Here is a 23,797-nt window from a genome sequence, read left to right on the forward strand (position 1 = left end):
ATGAATATGAAGGACAATCTCAAGGAATATGAGCAGAAGGGATATCTGAACAAGGATTTTCGTTTCTTTCATATTTCCGATAAAGAAGAACTTGATATACCGTACCATTATCACGACTTCCATAAGTTGATATTGATATTGGACGGAAATGTAAAATATATGATCGAAGGACGGGAGTATGAGCTTCTGCCCTTCGATTTTGTGCTCGTTAACAGGTTTTACATTCACAGACCGGTTGTAAGCGGCGGTGGTACTTATGATAGGATCATTCTGTATCTAAGCCACAGGTTTCTTGAAAAGAACGGTCTTTTGGATGCTTTTAACATATCCGCTAAGAAAGACTCGCATGTGGCGCGTTTTCCTGCCAATATAAGCGCTAAGCTTCTCGATATGCTAAAGATCATAGAAGAAGATATGGCAAAAGAAAATGAGGAATATGCGGGCGAGTTAACGACAAGACTTGACGTTCTTAAGTTCCTTATTGATTTTAATAAGGCATGTATATCTGAAGACCACGCTTTTGGCGCTGAAGCCAGGTACAACAGAAGAGTCATTGAGCTTATCGAGTATATCACGGAAAACCTTTCCAAGGATCTTTCGATTGATCTTTTGGCTGATAAATTCTATATGAGCAGATATCATATGATGCGTACGTTTAAGAAGGAGACCGGGTATTCTATTCACAGATATATTTCGGAAAAGAGGATACTTAAAGCGAGAGACCTGATCATTTCGGGAATGCCTACAACAGCGGCTTGCATCGAAAGCGGATTTAAAGATTATTCGTCTTTTAGTAGGGCATTTAAAAATCAGCTAGGAATACTTCCTTCCGAAGTTAAGATCTAAATTTTAGGGTGTCAAGAAAAAATACTTGACACCCATTTCTTTTTTGTCTATTATAATCATTGTGTCCTAATAGGCCAAAGGAAGGTATATGGAAAAAATCGTAGAGCAGGGCTTGTTGTATGATTTTTACGGCGAGCTTCTTACAGAACATCAAAAGAATATTTATGAGGCTGCCGTTTATGATGATATGTCACTTACCGAGATTGCCGATGAACACGGTATCAGCAAGCAGGGAGTGCATGATCTCATAAAGAGATGTACCAAAACTTTGCAGAGCTACGAGGACAAGCTTCACATGATAAGACGATTTGAAGCGATCAAGTGCAGTGCAGAAGAGCTTTCTAAGCTTTCGGAAATTGCGGATTCAATTTCCAAGGACGAGCTTAAGAAGAGTACCAAAGAGATATCAAGTCGCATTATAGAGGAGTTGACATAACTAATGGCTTTTGAAAGTCTTACAGATAAACTACAAAACGTTTTTAAGAACCTTAGAAGTAAAGGCCTTCTAACGGAAGACGACGTTAAGGCTGCTCTTAAAGAGGTTAAGATGGCTCTTTTGGAGGCTGACGTCAGTTTCAAGGTTGTAAAGCAGTTCATAAGTTCCGTTCAAGAGAGAGCTGTCGGTGTGGATGTTCTTAACGGACTTAATCCCGGACAGATGGTCATCAAGATAGTTAATGAAGAGATGACTGCCCTTATGGGTTCCGAGACGACCGAGATCTCACTGCTTCCCATAAATGAGATCACAGTCATTATGATGTGCGGCCTTCAGGGTGCAGGTAAGACAACCACCGCTGCCAAGATAGCAGGCAAGCTCAAGATGAAGGGCAGAAAGCCGCTTCTTGTAGCCGGCGATATTTACAGACCTGCCGCTATCGATCAGTTACAGATCAATGCAAACAAGCAGGAAGTTGATTTCTTCTCAATGGGCACGGATGTAAGCCCTGTTGAGATTGCAAAGAGTTCTATTGAACAGGCTCGTAAGAACGGCAACAATGTTGTTATCCTCGATACAGCAGGCCGTCTTCAGATAGATGAAGCAATGATGAAGGAGCTTACGGATATCAAGGAAGCCGTAACTGTTAATCAGACACTCCTTGTTGTGGATGCCATGACAGGTCAGGATGCTGTCAATGTTGCTTCTGAATTCAACGAGAAAGTCGGAATCGACGGTATCATCCTTTCCAAGATGGACGGTGATTCCAGAGGTGGTGCGGCGCTTTCAACCAAAGCTGTAACCGGTAAGCCCATTCTTTTTGTAGGTATGGGTGAGAAGCTCTCGGATCTTGAGCAGTTTTATCCGGACAGAATGGCAAGCCGTATCCTCGGCATGGGCGATGTCTTAAGCTTTATCGACAAGGCAGTTGAAGCCAATGCTGAGCGTGACGCCGAGAAAGACAAAGAGATGGCGTCCAAGATGAAGAAGGGCAAGATTGATTTTGAGATGTATCTCGAGAGCATGAAGCAGATGAGAAACATGGGTGGTCTTTCTTCAATCATGGGTATGCTTCCGGGAATGGGCAAGATCAATGATGATATGCTTCCCGATGAAAAGAAGCTTGCCAAGATGGAGGCTATCGTTCTTTCTATGACACCCGCAGAGCGTAAGAATCCCAAGCTTATGTCTCCCCAGAGAAAGCACAGGATCGCGAAGGGATCCGGTAATGATATTGCCGATGTAAACCGCTTTATCAAGCAGTTTGAGCAGATGCAGAAGATGATGAAGCAGATGCCCGGACTAATGGGCGGCAAGCGCGGAGGCTTTGGCAGAATGGGCGGACTTGGCGGAATGTTCGGCGGAAACAAGTTCTTTTAACTTATAAATTTGATATGTCATGCAGCAAACAGCTGTTTCACACATATAAAAAGAAAATTATTTATTATCTATCTTATTTTTTAATGGAGGAAATTGAAAATGGCAGTAAAGATCAGATTGAAGAGAATTGGTAAGAAGAAGGTTCCTTTCTACAGAATCATCGTTTCTGATTCTAAGTTCCCTGTACAGGGTAAGTTCATCGAGGAGATCGGAACATACGATCCCAACACAGATCCCAGCACAGTTAAGGTTAACGAGGAGCTTGCAAAGAAGTGGATCGCTAACGGTGCACAGCCTACAGAGTCTGTAGCTAAGTTGTTCAGACAGGCCGGCATTAGCAAGTAATTATCATTTGCTATTGAATTTTAGAATGAAATTACTTACGCCGGAGGTAAAACAATGAAAGAATTAGTTGAAGTAATCGCAAGAGCGCTTGTAGACAATCCGGATGAAGTTGTTGTTTCCGAGAAGAAAGATGGGCGCAATTATATGATCGAGCTTCATGTTGCACCTTCTGACATGGGCAAGGTAATTGGCAAACAGGGACGTATCGCCAAGGCAATACGTGCTGTTGTTAAGGCAGCATCGACCAGAGAGAACATCAAGGTTGATGTGGAGATTGTTTAAGACTTATTTATGAACAATGAGCCGAATAGGGTAACTCTTATTCGGCTCTTTTTTACCTCTTAATTTGTATAAAGGATTATTATGAATTTTCATATTATGACTTTGTTTCCCGAGATGATCGAACAGATCCTTTCAACGAGTATCCTCGGAAGAGCGATCGATAAAGGACACATTTCCTTTGAGGCTGTCAACATCAGGGATTATTCCAATGATATCAAGCATCACAAGGTTGATGATTACACATACGGAGGCGGTGCCGGCATGCTTATGCAGGCACAGCCTATTTATGATTGCTATCTTGCGATCAAGGATAAGATTGCGGCAAATGGAAATAAGACTCCAAGGGTTATTTATGTTACTCCTCAGGGCAGAGTTTTTGACCAAAAGCTTGCATCCGAGCTCTCCAAGGAAGAAGATCTTGTTTTTCTTTGCGGTCACTATGAGGGCGTTGACGAAAGAGTCCTTGAAGAGATAGTTACCGATTATATTTCAATCGGAGATTATGTACTTACGGGCGGAGAGCTTCCTGCGACTGTTATGATCGATGCGATCGCAAGACTCGTTCCCGGTGTTCTTAATAATGATGAATCCGCTATGACTGAGAGTTTTAGCAATAATCTTCTTGAATATCCCCAGTACTCAAGACCCGAAGAGTGGATGGGAAAGAAGGTTCCTCCGATTCTTTTGTCCGGAGATCATAAAAAAGTTGATGAATGGCGACTTGAACAGGCTATAATAAGAACTAAGGAAAGAAGACCCGATCTCTATGAGAAGTATTTGGAGGAGAATAAGTAATATGACAGATAGATTTCAGGTTGGTGTTGTAGCTTCAACCCACGGGCTTCACGGTGAAGTTAATGTATTTCCCACAACGGAAGACCCCAATAGATTTAAAAAGCTTAAAAAAGTAACTCTTCACACTCAGAGAGGCGAAGAACTTGAGCTTGACGTTCAGAGCGCCAAGTTTTTTAAGAAGTTTGTGATAGTGAAATTTAAGCAGTTCGATAAAATAGAAGACGTAGAGAAATTCAGGGGATGTGAGCTTACTATAGACAGGAAAGATGCAATTAAGCTTAATCCCGGTGAATACTACATCGCCGATATGCTGGGACTTGATATTGTCGATGAAGAAGACAATAAGCTCGGCGTTCTTACTGATGTTATTCAGACGGGAGCCAACGATGTATACGAGATGGAGACCGCTGACGGAGGCAAGATTTATATCCCTGCCATCAAGGACTGCGTGAAAGAAATAGATTTAAAAAACAAAAAGATCATTATTCATGTCATGGACGGACTTCTGTGATATAATTATTATTAGTTATATTGTGATTAAACTATTGCTAATATCAATATTTAGCGGTTAGGAATGAATATGGTCGATTATACTGAGGGTGCGGGATATCAATATCATACTCATGTTAAACCCGGAGACGTAGGAAGATACGTTATTTTGACAGGTGATCCCGGAAGATGTGAGACTATTTCCAAACTTTTTGATAATCCTGAATTTATTGCTTATAATAGAGAATATAATACTTATACGGGAACCTTGGACGGTGAGAAGGTTACCGTTATGTCACACGGTATCGGAGGCGCATCTACTGCAATTGCCGTAGAAGAGCTCAGGAAGTGCGGAGCCGATACTTTCATAAGGATGGGTACCTCGGGAGGTATGCAGGAGGATGTTATCGGAGGCGATATCGTTATCGCATCCGGCGCTATTCGCGCGGAAGGAACATCCAAAGAGTATGCCCCCATTGAATATCCTGCAGTTGCAAGCTTTGATGTTGTCAGTGCTCTTGTAGAAGGCGCCAAGAAGGCCGGAGCCAATTATCATGTCGGTGTTGTACAGTGTAAGGATTCATTCTTTGGTCAGCATGAACCTGAGACCAAGCCTGTAGGACCCGAGCTTTTATACAAGTGGGACGCATGGATCAAATGCGGTGCACTATGTTCTGAGATGGAATCATCCACATTATTTGTAGTAGGGGACTATTTAAGAGCAAGAACGGGAGCTGTTATGCTCGTTGTTGCCAATCAGGAGAGAGCCAAGAAGGGGCTTCCCAATCCACAGGCTCATGATATGGAAGTGGTGTACAAGACCACCATTGAGGCGGTAAGACGCCTTATTGCATCGGATAAAGCCTAAACGGTTTTATTATACAGTAGTACATCATAAAATAATGGAGGACAATTATGAAAAAGAAACTTTTTGCAGTACTTATGGCTGCATCAATGGTAGCTTCTCTTGTTGCCTGCGGTTCTAACAATGCTGGTACCGCTACAACATCAGAACCTGCACAGACTACTGAGACTACTGACGCTGCTGACGCTACAGAAGCACCTGCTGCTGAAGAGACAGCTGCAGCTGCTACAGACATGAGAGTTGCAATGATCACTGACTACGGTGACATTACAGACCAGTCATTCAACCAGTCAACTTATGAGGCATGTAAGGCTTTCTCAGAGGCTAACGGATGTGACTTCACATACTATAAGCCCGAAGGCGATTCAGACGCTGAGAGAGTAGCTATGATCGACAAGGCAGTAGCTGATAAATATAACGTAATCGTTATGCCCGGCTATGCTTTTGCAGGAGCTATCAAAGAGACAGCTGAGATGTATCCCGATGTTAAGTTCGTTGCTCTTGACGTTTCTGAGTACGATCTTGAGGGTGATGATTCAGATTTCAATAATGAGACATATGCTAACGTATTCTCAGCAGTATACCAGGAAGAGCTTCCCGGATACATGGCTGGATACGCTGCAGTAAAGATGGGCTTCACAAAGCTCGGATTCCTCGGTGGAATGGCAGTTCCCGCTGTTATCCGTTACGGTTACGGATTCGTTCAGGGTGCTGACGCAGCTGCTAAGGAGACCGGCGCTGACGTAACTCTTAACTACGCTTACGGTAACCAGTTCTATGGTGATGCTGATATCACAGCTGCTATGGATACTTGGTATCAGGGCGGCACAGAAGTTGTATTCGCTTGCGTCGGTGGTATCTTCACATCTGCAGGTGAGGCTGCTGCTAAGGTTGGCGGCAAGGTAATCGGTGTTGACGTTGACCAGGCTCCTACAATCGACGGAATGTACGAGAAGGGCATGACAGTTACTTCTGCTATGAAGGGCCTTCAGGCTACAGTTAACACACTTCTTTCAGCAATCAGAGACGGACAGTGGGATAAGTTCGCTGGCAAGATCGAGAATCTTGGTCTTGTATCTGGCGATGACACATCACTTAACTATGTAGGACTTCCTGAGGATTCAACTGTATGGAACGATACATTTAGCAAGGATGATTATCTCAAGCTCGTTGCTGATATGGCAAACGGTACAATCACTGTTTCCAACGACACATCAGCTGAGAAGCCTTCTGCTGAGAACATTAAGGTTAACTTCCAGGGCAACATTAAGTAATTTTGCTTTTAACAGCTATTAAGCTGATAGGGACCGGCAGATTCATAGTCTTCCGGTCCTTTTTACCAATTAGGTACATTAAAATAATGGAGGAGACAAAAGTGGCAGAAAACAGCGAATATGCTATTGAGATGCTTGGCATAACTAAACGTTTCCCGGGTATTATCGCTAATGACAATGTTACCATTCAGCTGAAAAAAGGCGAGATCCATGCTCTTTTGGGTGAGAACGGAGCAGGTAAATCCACTCTTATGAGCGTGCTTTTTGGCTTGTATCAGGCTGAAGAAGGTGTTATCAAGAAGGACGGAAAGGAAGTTGTGATAAACAATCCCAATGATGCCAATGACCTTGGTATCGGAATGGTTCATCAGCACTTCAAGCTCGTTCAGTGTTTTTCTGTTCTCGATAACATCATCCTTGGTGATGAGACGGTTAAGCACGGCTTTTTGCAGAAGGATGTAGCTCGTAAGAAGATAATTGAGCTTTCCGAGAAATACGGACTTAAGGTTGATCCCGACGCCAAGATCGAGGACATCACGGTTGGTATGCAGCAAAGAACCGAGATCCTTAAGATGCTTTACAGAGATAATGAGATTCTTATCTTTGATGAGCCAACTGCGGTTCTTACACCCGCTGAGATCGATGAGCTTATGCAGATCATGAAGAATCTTGCAAAAGAGGGCAAATCAATCCTCTTTATTTCTCATAAGCTTGCTGAGATCATGGCAGTTGCCGACAGATGTTCGGTTCTTAGAAGAGGTAAGTACATCGGTACGGTTAATATTTCCGAGACCAATCAGGAAGAGCTTTCAAGAATGATGATCGGTCGTGACGTACAGCTTGTAGCTACCAAAGAAGATAAGGAGCCCGGCAAGGTTATCCTTCATGTTGAAAATATGACGGTTCCTTCCAAGCTTCATCATAACAATGCCGTTAAGAACGTCTCTTTTGACGTTAGAGAAGGCGAGATCGTATGTATTGCCGGAATCGACGGAAACGGCCAGACAGAGCTTGTTTACGGATTATCCGGACTTGAGAATATTACAACCGGTAAGATAGAACTTTCAGGTAAAGATATTACTCATGCTTCGATAAGAGAGCGTTCAACAAGCGGTATGAGCCATATCCCCGAGGACAGACACAAACACGGCCTTGTACTTGATTATTCACTTGCATACAATCTCGTGCTTCAGAGATATTTTGAACCTGAGTTCTCTACAGGAGCAGGCTTCCTTAAAAAGAACGAGATCAACAAATATGCAGAAAAACTTATTGATCAGTACGACATCCGCTCTAGCCAGGGCGCTGTTACTTCGGCAAGAAGCATGTCCGGTGGTAACCAGCAGAAGGCGATCATTGCAAGAGAGATTGACAAGAATCCCGATCTACTTATTGCGGTTCAGCCTACCAGAGGCTTGGATGTAGGTGCCATAGAATATATTCACAAACAGCTCATTGCTCAGAGAGATTCCGGACATGCGGTCCTTCTTGTTTCGCTTGAGCTTGAGGAAGTTATGAGCATTTCAGACAGAATCCTCGTAATGTACGAGGGTGAGATCGTCGGAGAGTTCGAACCTAAGAAGACAACTCCCGAAGAACTCGGACTTTACATGGCCGGAGCCAAGAGAAAGGAGGTAGGTGCATAATGTCAGCAGAAAATAAATCGACTGAAAAAGTAAGCTTCTTTGCAAGACCTGCTGTGCAGTCAATACTTGCATCACTTCTTTGTATCGTATTCGGTCTTTTGATCGGTTATATTGCGCTTCTTTTTATCAATGCTAAGGGTGCGACAGAAGCTATTATCACTATCATAAAGAACTATTTCACTTATCCTACCAAGGCAGCTGCACTTAAGTACTTTGGTAATACGCTCGTTAAGGCTGCGCCTCTTCTTATGTGTGCGCTTTCAATCCAGTTCTGTTATCAGGCAGGCCTTTTCAATATCGGAGCAGCGGGACAGTACGTAGCGGGTGCCGGAGCATCTCTTTTCTGTGCTCTTAAGCTTGGACTTCCCTGGTATGTATGCCTTATCGCCGCATTTGTTGCAGGCGGTATCTTCGGTATTGTTGTAGGTATCCTCAAGGCATATCTTAACGTTAACGAGGTTATTTCCGGTATCATGCTTAACTGGATAGGTCTTTATACGGTTAACATGCTCCTTTCCGGGGTAAAAGAGACTGCGAGCCCTTATACGGTAACACTTGCTAGCACAAATAAAGCTGCTGTTTTACCTTCAATCGGACTTGAGAAGTTCTTCTCAAACAATAAATACGTTACTATAGCAATTCCGCTTGCTATCCTTATAGCCGTGCTTCTTAAGGTTATCCTTTCGATGACGGTATTCGGCTATGAGATCAGGGCAACCGGTATTGCCAAAGATGCTGCAAAGTACAGCGGAATGAAAGAAAAGAGAAATATCATTCTCACACTCTTTATCGGTGGTGCTCTTGCGGGACTCGGTGCCGCATTCCTTTACCTTACGGGATATGAGCAGTGGTCCGTTACACAGTCATCCGTTCCGGGAATGGGCTTTAATGGTATCGCAGCTACGTTCCTTGGAGGACTTGATCCCATCGGAACAATCTTTGCTTCGTACTTTATACAGCACATTACTAGTGGAGGTTCTTATCTTGATAAGAATATCTATCCTTCACAGATCTCTGATTTCATTTCGGCGATCATCATCTATCTCTGCGGTTTCGTACTGTTCTTTAAGTACTTCCTAAACAGCAGGATCAGAAATAAAAAGAATAATGCAGAAGGAGGTAACAAATAATGGTATTACTTCTTCAATATACACTTTTGTTTGCCTCGGTTTTGATATTGGTTGCTCTCGGCGGATGCTTCTCTGAGCATTCCGGTGTTATCAACCTCGGACTTGAAGGAATAATGGTTATAGGAGCTCTCGGTGGAGCGCTTACACTTAAGTACATCAATCCTTCACTTCCCAAGCTTTTGATCGTACTTGCGGTACTTGGCACTTCAATATTGTGCGGTGTTATCTATTCAATGCTCCTTGCATTTGCCTGCATCAACTTTAAGGCAGATCAGACACTTGTAGGAACAGCCCTTAACATGCTAGCCGCTGCGGCTGCAACCGTTATTGTTAAGTCGATCAACATCGCTGAGAATCCCGACAACGTTTCTTCAACTGTTCAGTATGTGACAGCTAAGAAGGCACTTGTCGTAAATATCGGTAAATTCCAGTTCAACTGGTTTATGCTTGTTGCTTTGATAGCGCTTATCGCTTCATACATCGTGCTTTACAAGACAAGATTCGGACTCAGACTCATGGCCTGTGGTGAGCATCCTCAGGCTGCCGACAGCGTAGGTATAAATGTATATACAATGCGCTGGGCAGGAGTGCTTATTTCCGGACTTCTTGCAGGTATCGGCGGAATTGTGTACATAACTGCCGGTGTAAGTGAGTGGAAGTTTGAAAACGGTGTTGCGGGCTTTGGTTTCCTTGCACTTGCCGTTATGATCTTTGGCCAGTGGAAGCCTGTTAATATCGGACTTGCTGCACTTTTGTTCGGATTCTTCAGAGCACTTTCCAACGTATATTCGGGCTTTGATTTCCTTGCAGCCCTCAATATACCCGGATCCGTATACAATATGATGCCTTACATCATCTCGCTTATAGTTCTTGCACTTACATCTGCCAATTCAAGAGCTCCCAAGGCTGAGGGTATTCCTTACGACAAGGGCTCCAGATAATCGAGGTATTATGTATGGATGAGCAAAAGATAAAAGAGCTTATAACTTATGCTTGTAATATGAGAGCTTTTTCTTACACGCCGTATTCGCATTTCAATGTCGGAGCCGCGCTGCTTGCGGGCGATGACAAGGTTTATACCGGCTGTAATATAGAAAATGCCTCTTATACACCCACTATATGCGCTGAGAGAACTGCTTTTTTCAAGGCTGTCAGCGAAGGAGTCAAGGATTTTAAGGCAATTGCCATTGTCGGCGGACATGACGGCGCTGATGAGCTTGATTATTGTTTCCCATGCGGTGTCTGCAGACAGGTTATGAGCGAGTTTTGCAGGGACAATTTCCTTGTTATAATCGCTAAATCGGTAGACGAATATAAGACATTTTCCCTTCCGGAGATACTTCCGGAAAGATTTGGGCCGAAAGATCTTTTATGTTGACGAATAGGCTGTTTATGTGTTATATTAGTGTACGTTGTGATAATCAGACGGTCCTCTGTTACAGATAGTGTATTAAGAACGTCCATTGAATAGGAGAAATATATATGAGTACAATTATCCAGGAGCTCGAGAAAGAGCAGCTGAACGCTAATGCGCCTCAGTTTAGCACAGGTGATACTGTAAGAGTACACGCTAAGATCAAGGAAGGAAACCGTGAGAGAATTCAGGTTTTCGAAGGAACTGTTAAGAAGATCCAGGGCGGTAGTAACCGTACAACTTTCACAGTAAGAAAAGAGTCTTACGGTGTTGGCGTTGAGAAGACATGGCCCCTTCACTCACCTATCGTTGAGAAGGTAGAGGTTGTTAGAAGAGGTAAGGTTAGAAGAGCTAAGCTTAACTACCTTAAAGGTCTTACAGGTAAGAAGGCTAAGGTTAAGGAGCTTGTTACCAGATAATTTGCTACAAAAGGCAGTTACTTTTTATAGTAATTGCCTTTCTTTTTATATGATAGGAATTTGCTTTACACAGCCATCATGTATATGCATACAACAAAGGGGGCTTAATGTTTAGGAGAAGACGTCGTAATAGTTTAACCTTTTATTCCAGAAAGAAGACTGTTTCCGCTGCGCTTATTAAAGATATCTTTTCTTGGATATGTGTTACGATCGCAGCTGTGTTATCTGCGCTTGTTCTTGTGACAGTCTTCGGCTTTAAGGTAGGAACTATCGGAGATTCGATGGAGCCTATGCTTTATAACGGACAGAAGGTAATCGTAAACAAGCTTGCTTATGCGATATTCAGTCCAAAGAAGGGCGATATTATTGTCTTTTTACCGAACGGAAATACCAATTCTCATTATTATGTCAAAAGAGTGGTAGCCGTTCCCGGAGAAAAGGTTCAGATAATCGATGGTTCGCTGTATATAAACGGCACGTTGCAGGAAAAAGACGACAGTTTATATGATAAAATGGAAGATGAAGGTATTGCTTCCAACGAGATCAAGCTCGGTAGAGGCGAATACTTCGTTCTAGGTGATAACAGAAACAGTTCGGAGGATTCAAGAAGTGCCAATATCGGTCCCGTTAAGAGCAATATGATCGTCGGCAAAGCTTGGTTTAAGCTTAGAAGCGGCGACAACGGATCAGGTTTTATATTAAAGAACAGATAAATGGTGAATTTATGAATTTTCAGTGGTATCCCGGACATATGACCAAAGCGATCAGGATGATGCAGGAGAATATCAAACTGATCGATATAATAATAGAACTCACAGACGCCCGGATTCCCGCATCAGGAAGAAATCCGGATATTGATGAGCTTGGAAAGAATAAGTATAGGCTTATTCTTCTTAATAAGGCTGATCTTGCCGATCCTTCCGTCACAATCAAATGGAAAGAATTTTACAAGAATGAGGGGTATTATGTTCTTGAGATGAATTCCAAGACGGGAAATGAGGCAGGAAAGGTAAAAGACCTTATTCTCAAGGCATGCGCCGAGAAGATAGAAAGAGATAAGAAAAGAGGAATCGTCGGAAGACCGATCAGGGCGATGGTTGCAGGTATTCCCAATGTAGGAAAGTCTACTTTTATTAATAAGCTATCGGGCAGAGCTTCCGCTAAGACAGGAAATAAGCCCGGTGTTACCAAGGGTAAACAGTGGATCTCTCTTGGGAAGAATATGCAGCTTCTTGATACTCCCGGTATCTTGTGGCCCAAATTTGAAGATGAGACTGTTGGACTTAATCTTGCTCTTATAGGTTCAATGAATGATGAGAACCTTGATACAACAGAGCTTGCCTGCAATCTGATCAGACTTCTTGAAGAGAATTATCAAGATGCGATCCCTTCCAAGTATAATATTACCAAGGAGCAGATCGAAGAACTTGAAGGAGAGCAGTACGCGACACATTACAGCGCGGTGCTTTCTGCCATTGCCATAAACAGAAAGTGTTTTAAGCAGGGCGCCGAGCCTGATATTTCAAGAGCCGCTTCAATGCTGCTTGATGATTTCAGAAACGGAAGACTCGGAAAGATCACACTTGAGAGACCTACCGAGTAATCCTGAAATCTCTTTTAAAAAAATCTATAAAAGGACAGTCATAAGTATGAGTACAGAAAAAACAGAAAACGAAAAAAAGAAAAGTGTGGCAAAAGAAATATTAAACACTTTACTATATCTTGCAACAGTATTTATCTTAACGCTTCTTTTTATTACATTTGTGGCACAGAGGACCAAGGTTATCGGTTCATCAATGAATCCGACGGTTTATGATACAGAATCGCTTATTCTTGAAAAGGTCAGCTACAGATTCCACGACCCCGAGAGATTTGATATTGTTGTTTTTCCTTTTAAACACGGAAATAAGCAGAACTTTATCAAAAGAGTTATCGGACTTCCCGGCGAAAAGGTGAGAATCGATGACGAGGGCAATATTTACATCAACGGTGAAATACTTGAAGAGAACTACGGAGCGGAGGTTATCGAAGATCCCGGCATGGCAAGGGAAGAGATAACGATTCCCGAGGGAGAGTTCTTTGTCCTTGGAGATAACAGAAACAACAGCATGGACAGTAGAGAAGAAGCTGTCGGCTTGATAAAAAAGAGCGATATTATGGGAAGAGCCGTCTTTAGGATATTCCCGCTGACCAAATTTGGGGGCATAAAATAATGGAAGCTATTTCCGCTATTAAAGATATTTATCAGAATCTTGACAGTATAGAAGGGTTTAAAGTTTTCATTTCCGAGTATTCGAGCGACGACAGAGCAGGTGTTAAAAAGCTTGTGGAATCGGCTGCGAAGAAGATAGATGCGATAGAAGCAGAGATCAAGCGCACTTATGAAATGAAAAAGTATGAGAGGGAGAATGAGTCTTTAGGCCTTTTGTGCGGTATTGACGAAGTCGGAAGAGGTCCTCTTGCGGGGCCTGTTTATGCCGCTGCTGTTATTCTTCCCGCGGATTCTGACATTCTGTATATAAACGATTCTAAGAAATTATCCGAAAAAAAGAGAGAAGAGCTTTATATTGAGATCATGAATAAAGCTGTTGCGGTTGGCATCGGTCACGTCTCAAATGAGAGAATTGATGAGATCAATATACTTCAGGCTACATATGAAGCGATGACTATGGCTGTTAACGAGCTGTCAGTCAAGCCCGGAGCTCTTTTGATCGATGCGGTGCATATTCCGCAACTTGAGAAGTATAAGCAGATATCGATAATAAAAGGAGATGCCAAGAGTATCTCTATAGCTGCTGCCAGCATAATTGCCAAGGTTACAAGAGACAGAGTGATGAAGGATTACGCCAAGGAGTACCCCGAGTATGGTTTTGATTCCAACAAGGGATACGGTAGCGCCGATCATATCGCCGCTATCAAGAAATACGGTCCTTGCCCGATTCATCGAAGAAGTTTTATAGGTAACTTTATATGAGCATTATTCAGAATGTATCACAATCAGGTTCGGCGTATATAATTGACGGCAAGACTTTAAATGTCAGAGGCGAAAGCCAACAGCCGCTTGAGCTTAAGGCAGGCTCTTCAATTCAGGGCACGGTTGTTTCTGTGACCGATGTTGACGGAGAGAAGGTTGCCAATATTAGTGTGGGCGATAATGTGATCTCAGCCAAGCTCTCTGAAGATATGGGGCTCAGAGAAGGTCAGACACTTAATTTTGCAGTCAGATCTACGGCGAACGGCAAAGTTGCGATAACACCTTTGTACGAGAACACTTCGGTTGAGGAGAGCACTTTAAAGGCTCTTAACGCAGCCGGTATCGAGATAACGCGCGACAGCGTCGAAATGGTCAGAAATATGATGGAAGCAGGTCTTCCCATCGGAAGAGATGCGCTTCTTTCCATGAACAAAAATCTTACGATGTATCCGAATTCTTCGATTTCATCCATGGTTGAAATGAAGAGTCTCAATATTCCAATCAGCGAAAACAACATTATTCAATTCGAAAGCTACAAGAACTATGAGCATCAGGTCATTGGCCAGATAAATGAGCTTATGGATGAGCTTCCGGCTGCTTTTAACGAGCTTAGCGCAAGCGGTAACGAAGAAGGTGCCATGAAATTGTACGGAGCCTTGTTAAAAGAGCTTTCGGAGGGCGCAGCTTCTGCCGGTGAAGCCGTAGAAGCTCAAGTAGGTGAAACAGCTGCGCAGGCCCGCGAAGTTGCATCGCAGAGCGGAACTGTTGCAGACCAAGGCGGAATCACAGGACAAACAGGGACGGAGGGAGCGATTTCCGAAGCAGCCGAACAGGCAACTGAGGGCACTTTACAAGCCGCTGAAGAAGCTTTGCAGACCGGAGAAGGCACATCGCAGACCGCCACCATTGCAGGTCAAGGCGAAGAAGGTGCATCGCAGACTGCCACCATTGCAGGCCGACCCGGGGAAGCAATCGACAGTTTGGCAGGAGAAGCTGTTGCAACTAAAGCTGGTGCGTCTAATCTTGATGAACTGCGAAATAACTTAAAGGCTTTAAATCTTTCGGATGAAGCCATAAATAAGTATATAGAGACATCCAAGACAGATACCGGGGAAGCTGCGAAAGCTCTTTTAAAAGAGTTAAATAACAGCTACACATCGGCGGACTTATCCGATATAGGTCAGGCTGCTGCCTGGAAGAATCTTTTTACAAGTAAAGATTATAATAAGGTTCTTAAGGATGCGATGAGCTCCGAGTGGCTGTTAAAGCCCGGAGATGTCCAAAAGAAAGAGAATATCGATAACCTGTATCAGAGGCTTAATTCTCAGATGAAGGGCTTGTCGGATGCCATTGTAAACACAGTCGGTTCCGAATCCAAGCTTGGGCAGGCGGTTAATAATATTCAGAACAATCTTGATTTTATAAATCAGCTTAATCAGATGTTTCAATATGTTCAGCTGCCGCTTCGCATGGCAGGACAGGATGTGCACGGAGATCTTTTTGTCTACAGAAATAAGCATAAAAAGCTGTCTGAGGATGGATCTGTCAGCGCAGTACTTCATCTTGACATGGAGAATCTCGGACCCGTCGATGTATACGTTAAGATGCTAAATACCAAGGTTACTACTAATTTCTATGTCGCCGATGACTCGGTACTTGACCTTATAAACGACAACATTCACATCCTTAATGAGAGACTTGAAAAGAGAGGCTATTCGATGCAGGTTAATATGATGCTTCACGATGACAAAGACGGTGAAGACGCCGCGGTTGATGAGATGCTGAGTGTTTCAAGAAATACTCTTATTTCAACGACATCTTTTGATGCGAGAGCCTGATCAAAAGCCGGTTTTGGCTTAAACTTTTTTGCACGAGGAAATGACAATGGCAAACAATGGCAATAATGACAACGAAAAAGTGAAAACCGCGGTCGCGCTTGCCTACGACCCAAATGAAGACGGAGCCCCCAAGGTCGTTGCTTCTGGTAAAGGTGCCCTTGCCGAAAAGATCATTGAAAAGGCCAAGGAGAGCAAGGTTCCCGTCCATGTCGACGATAAGCTTGCGGATACTCTTTCAAGACTCGAGATCGGTGAGATGATCCCACCCGAGCTCTATGAAGTAGTTGCTGAGATCCTTGTTTTTGTCGATGCTATGGATAAGATCAAGGCAAAAGATAAGACGCACAGGCACTAAATGCATTTAAATAAAAAGAAAGACAGTTATTAGGTAATGGAATTAAATAAAAGAAATTTAGGGACCGCTCTTGAAGATATTGCGGCTGATTATGTAAATGAAAACGGCGCAAAAGTGGTTGAAAGGAACTTTCGATGTAAGAGCGGTGAGATAGATATAATCGCACGCGATGGCAAGTACCTTTGTTTTATTGAGGTCAAATACAGAAAGAGCGTTAAATACGGCAGTCCGGAGACTGCCGTAGACTATTTAAAAAGGAAAAAGATTTCTAAGGCATCAGGTTTTTATATGTATTATAAGCACCTTGATGAGAACACACCCGTTCGCTATGATGTTATAGCTATAAGTGGCGATGATAAGGAATATAAGATAAAATGGATAAAAGACGCGTTTGAATACGTATATTAAGATAACGGAAAGGCATTATATACATACATATGTTAAACACAGAAATAAAAAGATGCGGCACGGAAAAGACAATGGAGCTTAGAGAAAAGAACGGCGTTAAATACCTTGTTTTTCCGAGGCTTGAACAGATAGATTTTGTGAATCATCTTTTCAGCACCAGAATAGGCGGCGTTTCCAAGGGCTGTTATTCTCAAATGAATCTTAGCTATACAAGAGGCGATGAGAAAGAAGCCGTTGATGAGAATTATAAGAGAATAGCGGATATAATGGGGCACGGAAGAAAGCTGGACGATTTTGTGTCGACCTTCCAGACTCATACCACCAATGTAAAGGTCATAACGGAAGAAGACAGAGGCAAAGGACCCGCAAGATCGAGGGACTATATAGATATAGACGGACTTATAACCAATGTTCCCGGTATTATCTTATCAACATTTCATGCAGATTGTCCGCCCGTATACTTTGTTGATCCCGTCAACAAAGCGATCGGACTTTCGCACTCGGGCTGGAAAGGTACTAAAGGTGAGATATCAGCCAGAACGATTGAAAAGATGGCAGATAACTACGGAACCAAGGCGGAAGATCTTATATGTGCCATTGGACCTTCAATTTGCGGCGACTGCTACGAAATAGGAGAAGATGTCGCCTCGGAGTTCTCCGAAAACTATACGGAGGCTGAGCTTAGGGATAACAAGATCTTAGTTAAATATCCGGAAGGAAAATACAGGCTATATCTGTGGAATGCGATCAAACTGACTCTTTTAAAAAAGGGAGTTAAGGAAGAAAATATAATTATCACGGATATATGCACCAGATGTAATCCGGAGCTTTTGTTTTCACACAGGATACACCATGAAGACAGAGGCAATCTTGCAGCATTTTTATCGATAAACGGTAATTCTTAAGAAATCTTAAGAATTTTCTACAGAGAATCTTAAGATTTTGATGTTTTAATATATATATAGGGATTGTGAGGATAGTATGGAAAATATTCTTGTATGCGATGATGATAAAGAAATAGTTGATGCGATCGAGATCTATCTTGAACAGGAAGGCTTTAGGATATATAAGGCATATGATGGAATCGAGGCTCTTGAGATTTTAAAGAGCGCCAAGATTCAGCTTGCGATTGTAGATGTGATGATGCCCCGAATGGACGGCATCCACTTTGTGAGGGAACTACGTAAATTCAGCACAATTCCTGTAGTATTTTTATCCGCTAAGTCAGAGGATTCCGACAAGATCTTAGGTCTTAATATCGGCGCGGACGACTATATCACCAAACCGTTTAACCCACTTGAGCTAGTTGCAAGAGTAAAGTCCAATATCCGCAGATTTATGACTTTGGGAAGTGTCGAGGACAAGGAAAATGTCTATTCAACAGGCGGCCTTGTCATCGATGACAATTCCAAGGAATGCTTTGTCTACGGAGAGAGCATTAGGCTTACGCCGATTGAATATAATATCCTTGCTTTCCTTGTTAAAAACAAGGGCAAGGTATATTCAATAAATCAGATTTATGAGCAGATCTGGAAAGATTCTGCCGTACGAGTTGACAATACTATCGCAGTCCATATCAGACATATCAGAGAAAAGATTGAGATCAATCCTAAAGACCCCAAATACCTCAAGGTTGTATGGGGTGTCGGATACAAGATTGAGGATGAGGTTCTATGAAAGACAAACGACTTGGGAAAATTAATGTACGAAGCGTTGTTCAGCATTTCCTTGCTGCTTTCATTGTCCTTATACTTTTGTTTACCACGCAGGGAACAAACATCCTTATAAACGGTGTTAACGGGGATGTTTCGTACAGTCTTCATGAAGCCGATAAATCCAGAGCTTATGAAGAGTCATATCTTTTCAATAATATCCTGGGAAACAATATATCCAATGTACTTAGGCTTGTTTCGCAGCGAAGCCAGCTTGAAACAGACGGACAATATGACGGTGACAAGATAATTGACGTCACCGCATATGTAAATAGAGGTTCAGTACTTCTTGGAGGCTATATCACGGCTCATTATCATTTGTCAGATCTTTTGAAATGGGCTCAGAACGGGTTTGAGACTGAACGAAAAGCGATGACAGCAGAAGAGTGCGCGAGTTTTCTTGCTGAAGAAACGACATATACTCATCTTAAGAATAATATAGTTTCGGGCGGTATGAACTCATATCTCAGTTCTCAGCTTGATGACAACAGTATTACATCAAACAAGCCAAGAAACTATGAGTTCCAGGATGGTCAGCATGATATTCTCAAATGCAGATATCAGACCGTTGACGGTAAGAATATTGAAGAAATCGTTTCTAATTGGGATGAATACGATACCTTGCGTCAGTCCGTAGAGAGCGCATCAGTAGCGCTTCTGAGTAACTACAATGAGTACGTTAAGAATATTTCTTATTACAGCTATCAGAATTCAAATATCAGATACTACGTTTCAAGAACCATAAACAACAAGACTGATATTTATACCAATGTCAGCGTAGAAGAGGATGAGAATCTTCTAGATAAGTTTAAAAATTACGGTAAATACATTTACTATTGTCCCAATGAGCTTTCATATGAATCAAATACGCTCATAAAAGAGACTATAGTGAGATCCATGGTAAAGAATTACAGCTTTGCTTATCCCGATCAGATCAAGGTATATATCGGCGTAGATACCGCCGCATATCCTTGTGATGATGATTTTACGCAGGGAAAGGCGGGCTTTGCCAAATACAGTCCTTATAGATCGCAGCTGTACTTCTTATGCGCATTATTTGTATTTTTGTATGTGCTTTTACTTATAATCTCGATATCGCAGATATCGGTAATACCCGAGACGACGCAGAACAGGACGTTTACGGAGCTTATAGCCGTAAGAGGCCTTGCCATTATAGCCGTTCCCGTCGGAATAGCATATCTGGATTCTATTATGTATAAAGGAAATATTGACAGGCTTTTGGAGAATCCGCTTATTCTGATCCTTGTAGGAATCGGCGTATTTATTGCAGATATCGGTCTTCTGGACCTGATCTATAATCTTACCGAGAAGGGTAAGAGCGGACTTTTGTGGAAAGACAGCTTGATCAAAAAGTTGGCTTTCGGTGCAAAAGACGTTATTGTCAATACGACCAATAATGCCAGCGTAATAGTTCGTACATGGGTTCCTTACGCAATCTTTGTTTTGCTTAATATTTTACTTGTTTTGATCGGTGTTCCCGGAATTATCACGGCTATTGTTTTGGATATACTTATCGGTGTATTCATATACAGGCAGAATCTTGACAGAGATAAGATAATTCATGTAATCGAGAACATCAAAAACGGAGATGTCGGTGCTAAGGTTGAGGTTGAGAATCTTCGCTCAGACAATGTGGCACTTGCCGAAGCCGTTAATTCAATCGGTGACGGTATTAAGATGGCTGTTGATACCAGCATGAAAGATGAGAAGATGAAGGCGGATCTTATTACCAACGTTTCGCATGATATTAAAACGCCGCTTACCTCTATCATCAATTATGTTGATCTTATAAAAAGGGAAAAGATAGACAATGACAAAGTTAAAGAATACATAGATGTCCTTGATCTGAAATCCCAGAAGCTCAAACAGCTTACAGAGGATCTGGTTGAAGTAGCCAAGATCAGTTCCGGAAATATCAACATAGAGCTTCAAAGAACCGATTTTGTAGAGCTTGTTAATCAGACTATCGGTGAGTTTTATGAGAAATTTGAGGACAGCAATCTTACTCCGATATTTAAGCATGAGGCTGCATCCATGTGTATTACATCAGATGCGCATCATCTTTGGAGAGTTATAGAGAACTTACTCAACAATGTTTGCAAATATGCTCTTTCAGGAACCAGAGTCTACATGGATATGAAATATGTTCCTGGAAAAGATGACAGAAACAACGTTGAGTTTTCCATAAAAAACATTTCTTCTACAGAACTTAATATCGATGTAGCAGAGCTTACGGAGAGATTTATAAGAGGAGATGTATCGAGAGCAACGGAAGGAAGCGGGCTTGGACTTTCCATAGCCAAGAACCTTACGATTGCACAGGGTGGAACTTTCGACATCAAATTGGATGGCGATCTGTTCAAGGTTGTTATCAGCTTTGAAGCTGTTTAACACATATATATAAAGGGAAAGAGAAGGAGCCTTGGTCTAGGGGAAAGTGACTAAGGCTCCGTATCTTTTTATTTGAAAATATTATATTAGTCAAAAAGTTCTGTAGGTGTCTTGCATCCTGAATTGTACTTCTCGACAATCTCGTGAATCTTGTCTGTTGGCATGTTGACCGTTGACATTGAAGCATCGTGATTGAGGAAGTTGATGATGGTTGCGAGGAATTTACCCATATCTGCGATGAAGATATATTCTCTTTTGGTGATCTCTTCATCCATATAGGTGAGGTTGGTCGTAATGACCGCATCAAAATAGCCTTTTTCGTAGCCTTCATCAAACTTATCCATTCCGTCTGTGAAAAGACCGAAGGTAGTGCAGATAAATACTCGCTTGGCACCCATATTTTTAAGCTGCTTGGCAGTATCTATCATACTGGAACCGGATGAAATCATATCGTCGATGATGATAACATCTCTTCCCTGAATGTCTGAACCAAGGAATTCGTGAGCGACGATAGGATTGGATCCGTTTACGACATGAGCGTAGTCACGTCTCTTATAGAACATACCTGTGTCGGCGCCAATAACGTTGGCAAAGTAAACCGCTCTGTCGAGAGCGCCTTCATCGGGTGATATTACGGTAAGGTGATCCTTATCAACGATAAGGTCATCAATATGTGAGAGCAGAGCCTTCATGAACTGATATGATGCAAGGAAGTTATCAAATCCGCCTAGAGGCTTTGCATTGGATATTCTTGGGTCGTGAGCATCAAAAGTGATGAAATTGGAGATACCCATATCATAGAGCTCTTTAAACATCTGAGCCGCATCAAGGGATTCCATTCCGTTTCTCTTGTGCTGTCTTCCTTCATAGAGGAAGGGCATTATTACGTTAATTCTTTTGGCTTTGCCTGTGAGGGCACCGATAACTCTCTTAAGATCCTGGTAATGATCGTCGGGAGATTTGTGATTAACGTAGTTGTACATCTTGTAAGTAATGCTGTAGTTGCAGATATCCGTGAGGATATAGACGTCGTTTCCGCGGACACTCTCGTTTATTGTGGCTTTGGATTCGCCACTTCCGAATCTGTCCATAGTGAAGTGAATCTTGTAGCTGTCCTTGACATAACCGTGGAACGCAGGATCGTTGCCGGGCATGGAATAAAGCTCGTGTCTGAACTGAGAAATGTACTTATCGACACTGTTTCCAAGCTCCAAAGCCGACTCCATAACGATCAGATTAAGCGGCGCTACCGGAATTGTTCCTTCTAGAAGGTGAAAATCAGGCATAATAGTTCCTTTCATTTGGTTTTCTATTTCTTCCATATATTGTTTTATCATCATAATTACTGACACGTCAAGGAAATTCATGTATAATAACACCCGGGAGTATTAGCGTAGCAAGAGGATATATTTCAGATGGATTCGAAAAAAGGTCATCTTATCGGTGCTGTTGTAGAAGGCAGCATTGCCGAAGAAATGAATATTGAACCGGGCGACAGACTCCTTAAGATCAACGATCAGGAAATAAGCGATATCTTTGATTTTCAGTATCTTGTTCAGGACGAGCACCTCGACATCCTTATAAGGAAGGCCGATGGCGAGGAGTGGCTTCTTGATATCGACAAAGATTTCGACGAGGATCTTGGTATAGAGTTTGATAACGGGCTTATGGATGATTATAGGTCCTGTTATAACAAATGTATCTTTTGTTTTATTGATCAGATGCCCAAGGGCATGCGTGAAACCTTGTATTTTAAAGATGATGACTCACGATTGTCTTTTCTTCAAGGTAATTATGTAACTCTTACGAACATGTCCGACAAGGACATCGATAGAATCTTGAAATATCACCTATCGCCAATCAACGTATCATTTCAGACAACCAATCCCGAGCTTCGATGCATGATGCTTGGCAACAGGTTTGCGGGAGAGGCTCTTAAGAAGGTCGACAGACTTTGTGCTCCCGGCACGGGAATCGAGCTTAACGGTCAGATTGTGCTTTGTAAGGGTGTTAATGACGGAAAAGAGCTTGAGAGGTCGATAAGCGACTTATCCAAGTACATTCCGAATCTTCAGAGTGTTTCGGTTGTCCCGGTTGGGCTTTCCAAATACAGAGACGGTCTTTATCCGCTTGAACCCTTTAATAAAGAGGACGCCGAACAGGTCATTGATCTGATAGAAAGCTGGCAAAAGAAGGTGTATGACGAGCACGGCATTCATTTTATTCATGCCAGTGATGAGTGGTATTTCCTCGCGTGTCGTGATTTTCCCGAGGCCGAGAGATATGACGGATATATTCAGCTGGAAAACGGCGTTGGCATGATGAGGCTTTTGCTTGATGAATACGAAGAGGCACTTAATGTGATTACATCCGAGCATTCCGATCATCTTATGTCTGTGCAAAGAAATATATCAATAGCTACGGGCAGGCTTGTGTATCCCTGTATCAGAGATATGGCAAAAAGAGCCATGGAGCTGTGTAAGGGGCTTAAAGTAAACGTATATGAGATCGTAAATGAGTTTTTTGGCGAAAGGATCACTGTTTCCGGGCTTTTGACCGGACAGGATATAATTAAGCAGTTAAAAGACAAAGAGCTTGGAAGCACACTCTTTTTACCGGAAAACCTTTTAAGAAGCGGAGAAGAGTATTTTCTTGATGACTTCACGGTAAGTGATGTTGAAAGGGAACTTAATGTAGATATAGGAATATCCAAGTGCGACGGGCATGAGCTTGCAGCTCTTTTGTTTGATATTCCGGTAGAAGAGACATATTGAACT

26 protein-coding genes are annotated in these 23,797 nt (G+C 42.4%); 25 read left to right on the forward strand and 1 reads right to left on the reverse strand.

Annotation, left to right across the window (positions count from 1 at the left end):
- From D6853_RS03390 to D6853_RS03505, 24 genes are all read left to right on the forward strand, one after another.
- On the forward strand, nucleotides 1–846 hold the full coding sequence (locus D6853_RS03390) for an AraC family transcriptional regulator (protein ID WP_120656415.1): 846 nt from the start codon (nucleotides 1–3) through the stop codon (nucleotides 844–846).
- A gap of 88 nt (nucleotides 847–934) precedes the next feature.
- On the forward strand, nucleotides 935–1,282 hold the full coding sequence (gene ylxM, locus D6853_RS03395; protein WP_120656417.1) for a YlxM family DNA-binding protein: 348 nt from the start codon (nucleotides 935–937) through the stop codon (nucleotides 1,280–1,282).
- A gap of 3 nt (nucleotides 1,283–1,285) precedes the next feature.
- Complete coding sequence (ffh, locus tag D6853_RS03400) at nucleotides 1,286–2,662, forward strand: signal recognition particle protein (RefSeq protein WP_120656419.1); 1,377 nt, start codon at nucleotides 1,286–1,288, stop codon at nucleotides 2,660–2,662.
- Nucleotides 2,663–2,761: 99 nt separating this feature from the next.
- Nucleotides 2,762–3,007 (forward strand): 30S ribosomal protein S16, encoded by a 246-nt coding sequence (gene rpsP, locus D6853_RS03405; RefSeq protein ID WP_026512872.1) that lies wholly within the window; start codon nucleotides 2,762–2,764, stop codon nucleotides 3,005–3,007.
- Between the two features lie 54 nt (nucleotides 3,008–3,061).
- Nucleotides 3,062–3,289: a KH domain-containing protein gene (locus D6853_RS03410; RefSeq protein ID WP_092243356.1), complete on the forward strand. Its 228-nt coding sequence runs from the start codon at nucleotides 3,062–3,064 to the stop codon at nucleotides 3,287–3,289.
- A gap of 81 nt (nucleotides 3,290–3,370) precedes the next feature.
- Nucleotides 3,371–4,084: a tRNA (guanosine(37)-N1)-methyltransferase TrmD gene (trmD, locus tag D6853_RS03415; RefSeq protein ID WP_120656421.1), complete on the forward strand. Its 714-nt coding sequence runs from the start codon at nucleotides 3,371–3,373 to the stop codon at nucleotides 4,082–4,084.
- A 1-nt stretch (nucleotide 4,085) separates the two neighbouring features.
- Nucleotides 4,086–4,595, forward strand: a complete 510-nt coding sequence (gene rimM / locus D6853_RS03420) for a ribosome maturation factor RimM (protein ID WP_120656423.1) — start codon at nucleotides 4,086–4,088, stop codon at nucleotides 4,593–4,595.
- A gap of 69 nt (nucleotides 4,596–4,664) precedes the next feature.
- Nucleotides 4,665–5,441: a uridine phosphorylase gene (gene udp / locus D6853_RS03425; protein WP_092243842.1), complete on the forward strand. Its 777-nt coding sequence runs from the start codon at nucleotides 4,665–4,667 to the stop codon at nucleotides 5,439–5,441.
- Nucleotides 5,442–5,488: 47 nt separating this feature from the next.
- Nucleotides 5,489–6,712, forward strand: a complete 1,224-nt coding sequence (locus D6853_RS03430; protein ID WP_120656425.1) for a BMP family lipoprotein — start codon at nucleotides 5,489–5,491, stop codon at nucleotides 6,710–6,712.
- A 131-nt stretch (nucleotides 6,713–6,843) separates the two neighbouring features.
- On the forward strand, nucleotides 6,844–8,358 hold the full coding sequence (locus D6853_RS03435) for an ABC transporter ATP-binding protein (RefSeq protein ID WP_120656993.1): 1,515 nt from the start codon (nucleotides 6,844–6,846) through the stop codon (nucleotides 8,356–8,358).
- Entirely contained in the window at nucleotides 8,358–9,488 is a 1,131-nt protein-coding gene (locus D6853_RS03440) for an ABC transporter permease (protein ID WP_120656427.1), read from the forward strand. The genes D6853_RS03435 and D6853_RS03440 overlap by 1 nt, the downstream gene beginning before the upstream one ends.
- Nucleotides 9,488–10,429: an ABC transporter permease gene (locus tag D6853_RS03445; RefSeq protein ID WP_120656429.1), complete on the forward strand. Its 942-nt coding sequence runs from the start codon at nucleotides 9,488–9,490 to the stop codon at nucleotides 10,427–10,429. The genes D6853_RS03440 and D6853_RS03445 overlap by 1 nt, the downstream gene beginning before the upstream one ends.
- Nucleotides 10,430–10,443: 14 nt before the next feature.
- Nucleotides 10,444–10,866, forward strand: coding sequence for a cytidine deaminase (locus D6853_RS03450; RefSeq protein ID WP_120656431.1), 423 nt, complete (start codon nucleotides 10,444–10,446; stop codon nucleotides 10,864–10,866).
- 104 nt (nucleotides 10,867–10,970) lie between these two features.
- Nucleotides 10,971–11,321, forward strand: a complete 351-nt coding sequence (gene rplS / locus D6853_RS03455; protein WP_092243338.1) for a 50S ribosomal protein L19 — start codon at nucleotides 10,971–10,973, stop codon at nucleotides 11,319–11,321.
- Between the two features lie 107 nt (nucleotides 11,322–11,428).
- A complete protein-coding gene (gene lepB / locus D6853_RS03460; RefSeq protein WP_120656432.1) occupies nucleotides 11,429–12,034 on the forward strand; it encodes a signal peptidase I in 606 nt (201 codons plus the stop codon).
- Nucleotides 12,035–12,045: 11 nt separating this feature from the next.
- Nucleotides 12,046–12,924, forward strand: coding sequence for a ribosome biogenesis GTPase YlqF (ylqF, locus tag D6853_RS03465; protein WP_120656434.1), 879 nt, complete (start codon nucleotides 12,046–12,048; stop codon nucleotides 12,922–12,924).
- A 46-nt stretch (nucleotides 12,925–12,970) separates the two neighbouring features.
- Nucleotides 12,971–13,534 (forward strand): signal peptidase I, encoded by a 564-nt coding sequence (lepB, locus tag D6853_RS03470; RefSeq protein WP_120656436.1) that lies wholly within the window; start codon nucleotides 12,971–12,973, stop codon nucleotides 13,532–13,534.
- Complete coding sequence (locus tag D6853_RS03475; protein ID WP_120656438.1) at nucleotides 13,534–14,295, forward strand: ribonuclease HII; 762 nt, start codon at nucleotides 13,534–13,536, stop codon at nucleotides 14,293–14,295. The genes lepB (D6853_RS03470) and D6853_RS03475 overlap by 1 nt, the downstream gene beginning before the upstream one ends.
- Complete coding sequence (locus D6853_RS03480) at nucleotides 14,292–16,133, forward strand: flagellar hook-length control protein FliK (RefSeq protein ID WP_120656439.1); 1,842 nt, start codon at nucleotides 14,292–14,294, stop codon at nucleotides 16,131–16,133. The genes D6853_RS03475 and D6853_RS03480 overlap by 4 nt, the downstream gene beginning before the upstream one ends.
- A gap of 46 nt (nucleotides 16,134–16,179) precedes the next feature.
- Nucleotides 16,180–16,488, forward strand: coding sequence for an EscU/YscU/HrcU family type III secretion system export apparatus switch protein (locus tag D6853_RS03485; RefSeq protein ID WP_120656441.1), 309 nt, complete (start codon nucleotides 16,180–16,182; stop codon nucleotides 16,486–16,488).
- 36 nt (nucleotides 16,489–16,524) lie between these two features.
- Nucleotides 16,525–16,896, forward strand: a complete 372-nt coding sequence (locus tag D6853_RS03490) for a YraN family protein (protein ID WP_120656443.1) — start codon at nucleotides 16,525–16,527, stop codon at nucleotides 16,894–16,896.
- Between the two features lie 71 nt (nucleotides 16,897–16,967).
- Nucleotides 16,968–17,801: a peptidoglycan editing factor PgeF gene (gene pgeF, locus D6853_RS03495; protein ID WP_243108285.1), complete on the forward strand. Its 834-nt coding sequence runs from the start codon at nucleotides 16,968–16,970 to the stop codon at nucleotides 17,799–17,801.
- A 76-nt stretch (nucleotides 17,802–17,877) separates the two neighbouring features.
- Nucleotides 17,878–18,573, forward strand: a complete 696-nt coding sequence (locus tag D6853_RS03500; protein WP_120656447.1) for a response regulator transcription factor — start codon at nucleotides 17,878–17,880, stop codon at nucleotides 18,571–18,573.
- Nucleotides 18,570–21,020: a sensor histidine kinase gene (locus D6853_RS03505; RefSeq protein ID WP_120656449.1), complete on the forward strand. Its 2,451-nt coding sequence runs from the start codon at nucleotides 18,570–18,572 to the stop codon at nucleotides 21,018–21,020. The genes D6853_RS03500 and D6853_RS03505 overlap by 4 nt, the downstream gene beginning before the upstream one ends.
- An 86-nt stretch (nucleotides 21,021–21,106) precedes the next feature.
- Here the strand turns inward: D6853_RS03505 and D6853_RS03510 are convergent, their stop codons facing one another.
- Nucleotides 21,107–22,306, reverse strand: coding sequence for a ribose-phosphate pyrophosphokinase (locus tag D6853_RS03510; protein ID WP_120656994.1), 1,200 nt, complete (start codon nucleotides 22,304–22,306; stop codon nucleotides 21,107–21,109).
- Nucleotides 22,307–22,435: 129 nt separating this feature from the next.
- Here D6853_RS03510 and D6853_RS03515 point away from each other — a divergent pair, with 129 nt between their 5' ends.
- Complete coding sequence (locus D6853_RS03515) at nucleotides 22,436–23,794, forward strand: DUF512 domain-containing protein (RefSeq protein ID WP_120656451.1); 1,359 nt, start codon at nucleotides 22,436–22,438, stop codon at nucleotides 23,792–23,794.
- Nucleotides 23,795–23,797: the final 3 nt, after the last annotated feature.

Origin of the sequence: Butyrivibrio sp. X503, assembly GCF_003625475.1 — a bacterium.
In the GTDB taxonomy this organism is placed as follows: Bacteria; Bacillota; Clostridia; order Lachnospirales; family Lachnospiraceae; genus Butyrivibrio.

Coding starts and splice junctions, on each gene's coding strand:
- D6853_RS03490 (WP_120656443.1), top strand. CDS start 16,525: ATGGAATTAAATAAAAGAAATTTAGGGACCGCTCTTGAAGATATTGCG.
- rplS (WP_092243338.1), top strand. CDS start 10,971: ATGAGTACAATTATCCAGGAGCTCGAGAAAGAGCAGCTGAACGCTAAT.
- D6853_RS03435 (WP_120656993.1), top strand. CDS start 6,844: ATGCTTGGCATAACTAAACGTTTCCCGGGTATTATCGCTAATGACAAT.
- lepB (WP_120656432.1), top strand. CDS start 11,429: ATGTTTAGGAGAAGACGTCGTAATAGTTTAACCTTTTATTCCAGAAAG.
- lepB (WP_120656436.1), top strand. CDS start 12,971: ATGAGTACAGAAAAAACAGAAAACGAAAAAAAGAAAAGTGTGGCAAAA.
- ylxM (WP_120656417.1), top strand. CDS start 935: ATGGAAAAAATCGTAGAGCAGGGCTTGTTGTATGATTTTTACGGCGAG.
- ffh (WP_120656419.1), top strand. CDS start 1,286: ATGGCTTTTGAAAGTCTTACAGATAAACTACAAAACGTTTTTAAGAAC.
- D6853_RS03485 (WP_120656441.1), top strand. CDS start 16,180: ATGGCAAACAATGGCAATAATGACAACGAAAAAGTGAAAACCGCGGTC.
- D6853_RS03430 (WP_120656425.1), top strand. CDS start 5,489: ATGAAAAAGAAACTTTTTGCAGTACTTATGGCTGCATCAATGGTAGCT.
- D6853_RS03475 (WP_120656438.1), top strand. CDS start 13,534: ATGGAAGCTATTTCCGCTATTAAAGATATTTATCAGAATCTTGACAGT.
- ylqF (WP_120656434.1), top strand. CDS start 12,046: ATGAATTTTCAGTGGTATCCCGGACATATGACCAAAGCGATCAGGATG.
- trmD (WP_120656421.1), top strand. CDS start 3,371: ATGAATTTTCATATTATGACTTTGTTTCCCGAGATGATCGAACAGATC.
- D6853_RS03480 (WP_120656439.1), top strand. CDS start 14,292: ATGAGCATTATTCAGAATGTATCACAATCAGGTTCGGCGTATATAATT.
- D6853_RS03440 (WP_120656427.1), top strand. CDS start 8,358: ATGTCAGCAGAAAATAAATCGACTGAAAAAGTAAGCTTCTTTGCAAGA.
- D6853_RS03450 (WP_120656431.1), top strand. CDS start 10,444: ATGGATGAGCAAAAGATAAAAGAGCTTATAACTTATGCTTGTAATATG.
- D6853_RS03505 (WP_120656449.1), top strand. CDS start 18,570: ATGAAAGACAAACGACTTGGGAAAATTAATGTACGAAGCGTTGTTCAG.
- D6853_RS03390 (WP_120656415.1), top strand. CDS start 1: ATGAATATGAAGGACAATCTCAAGGAATATGAGCAGAAGGGATATCTG.
- D6853_RS03445 (WP_120656429.1), top strand. CDS start 9,488: ATGGTATTACTTCTTCAATATACACTTTTGTTTGCCTCGGTTTTGATA.
- rimM (WP_120656423.1), top strand. CDS start 4,086: ATGACAGATAGATTTCAGGTTGGTGTTGTAGCTTCAACCCACGGGCTT.
- D6853_RS03500 (WP_120656447.1), top strand. CDS start 17,878: ATGGAAAATATTCTTGTATGCGATGATGATAAAGAAATAGTTGATGCG.
- D6853_RS03410 (WP_092243356.1), top strand. CDS start 3,062: ATGAAAGAATTAGTTGAAGTAATCGCAAGAGCGCTTGTAGACAATCCG.
- pgeF (WP_243108285.1), top strand. CDS start 16,968: ATGGAGCTTAGAGAAAAGAACGGCGTTAAATACCTTGTTTTTCCGAGG.
- D6853_RS03510 (WP_120656994.1), bottom strand. CDS start 22,306: ATGCCTGATTTTCACCTTCTAGAAGGAACAATTCCGGTAGCGCCGCTT.
- udp (WP_092243842.1), top strand. CDS start 4,665: ATGGTCGATTATACTGAGGGTGCGGGATATCAATATCATACTCATGTT.
- D6853_RS03515 (WP_120656451.1), top strand. CDS start 22,436: ATGGATTCGAAAAAAGGTCATCTTATCGGTGCTGTTGTAGAAGGCAGC.
- rpsP (WP_026512872.1), top strand. CDS start 2,762: ATGGCAGTAAAGATCAGATTGAAGAGAATTGGTAAGAAGAAGGTTCCT.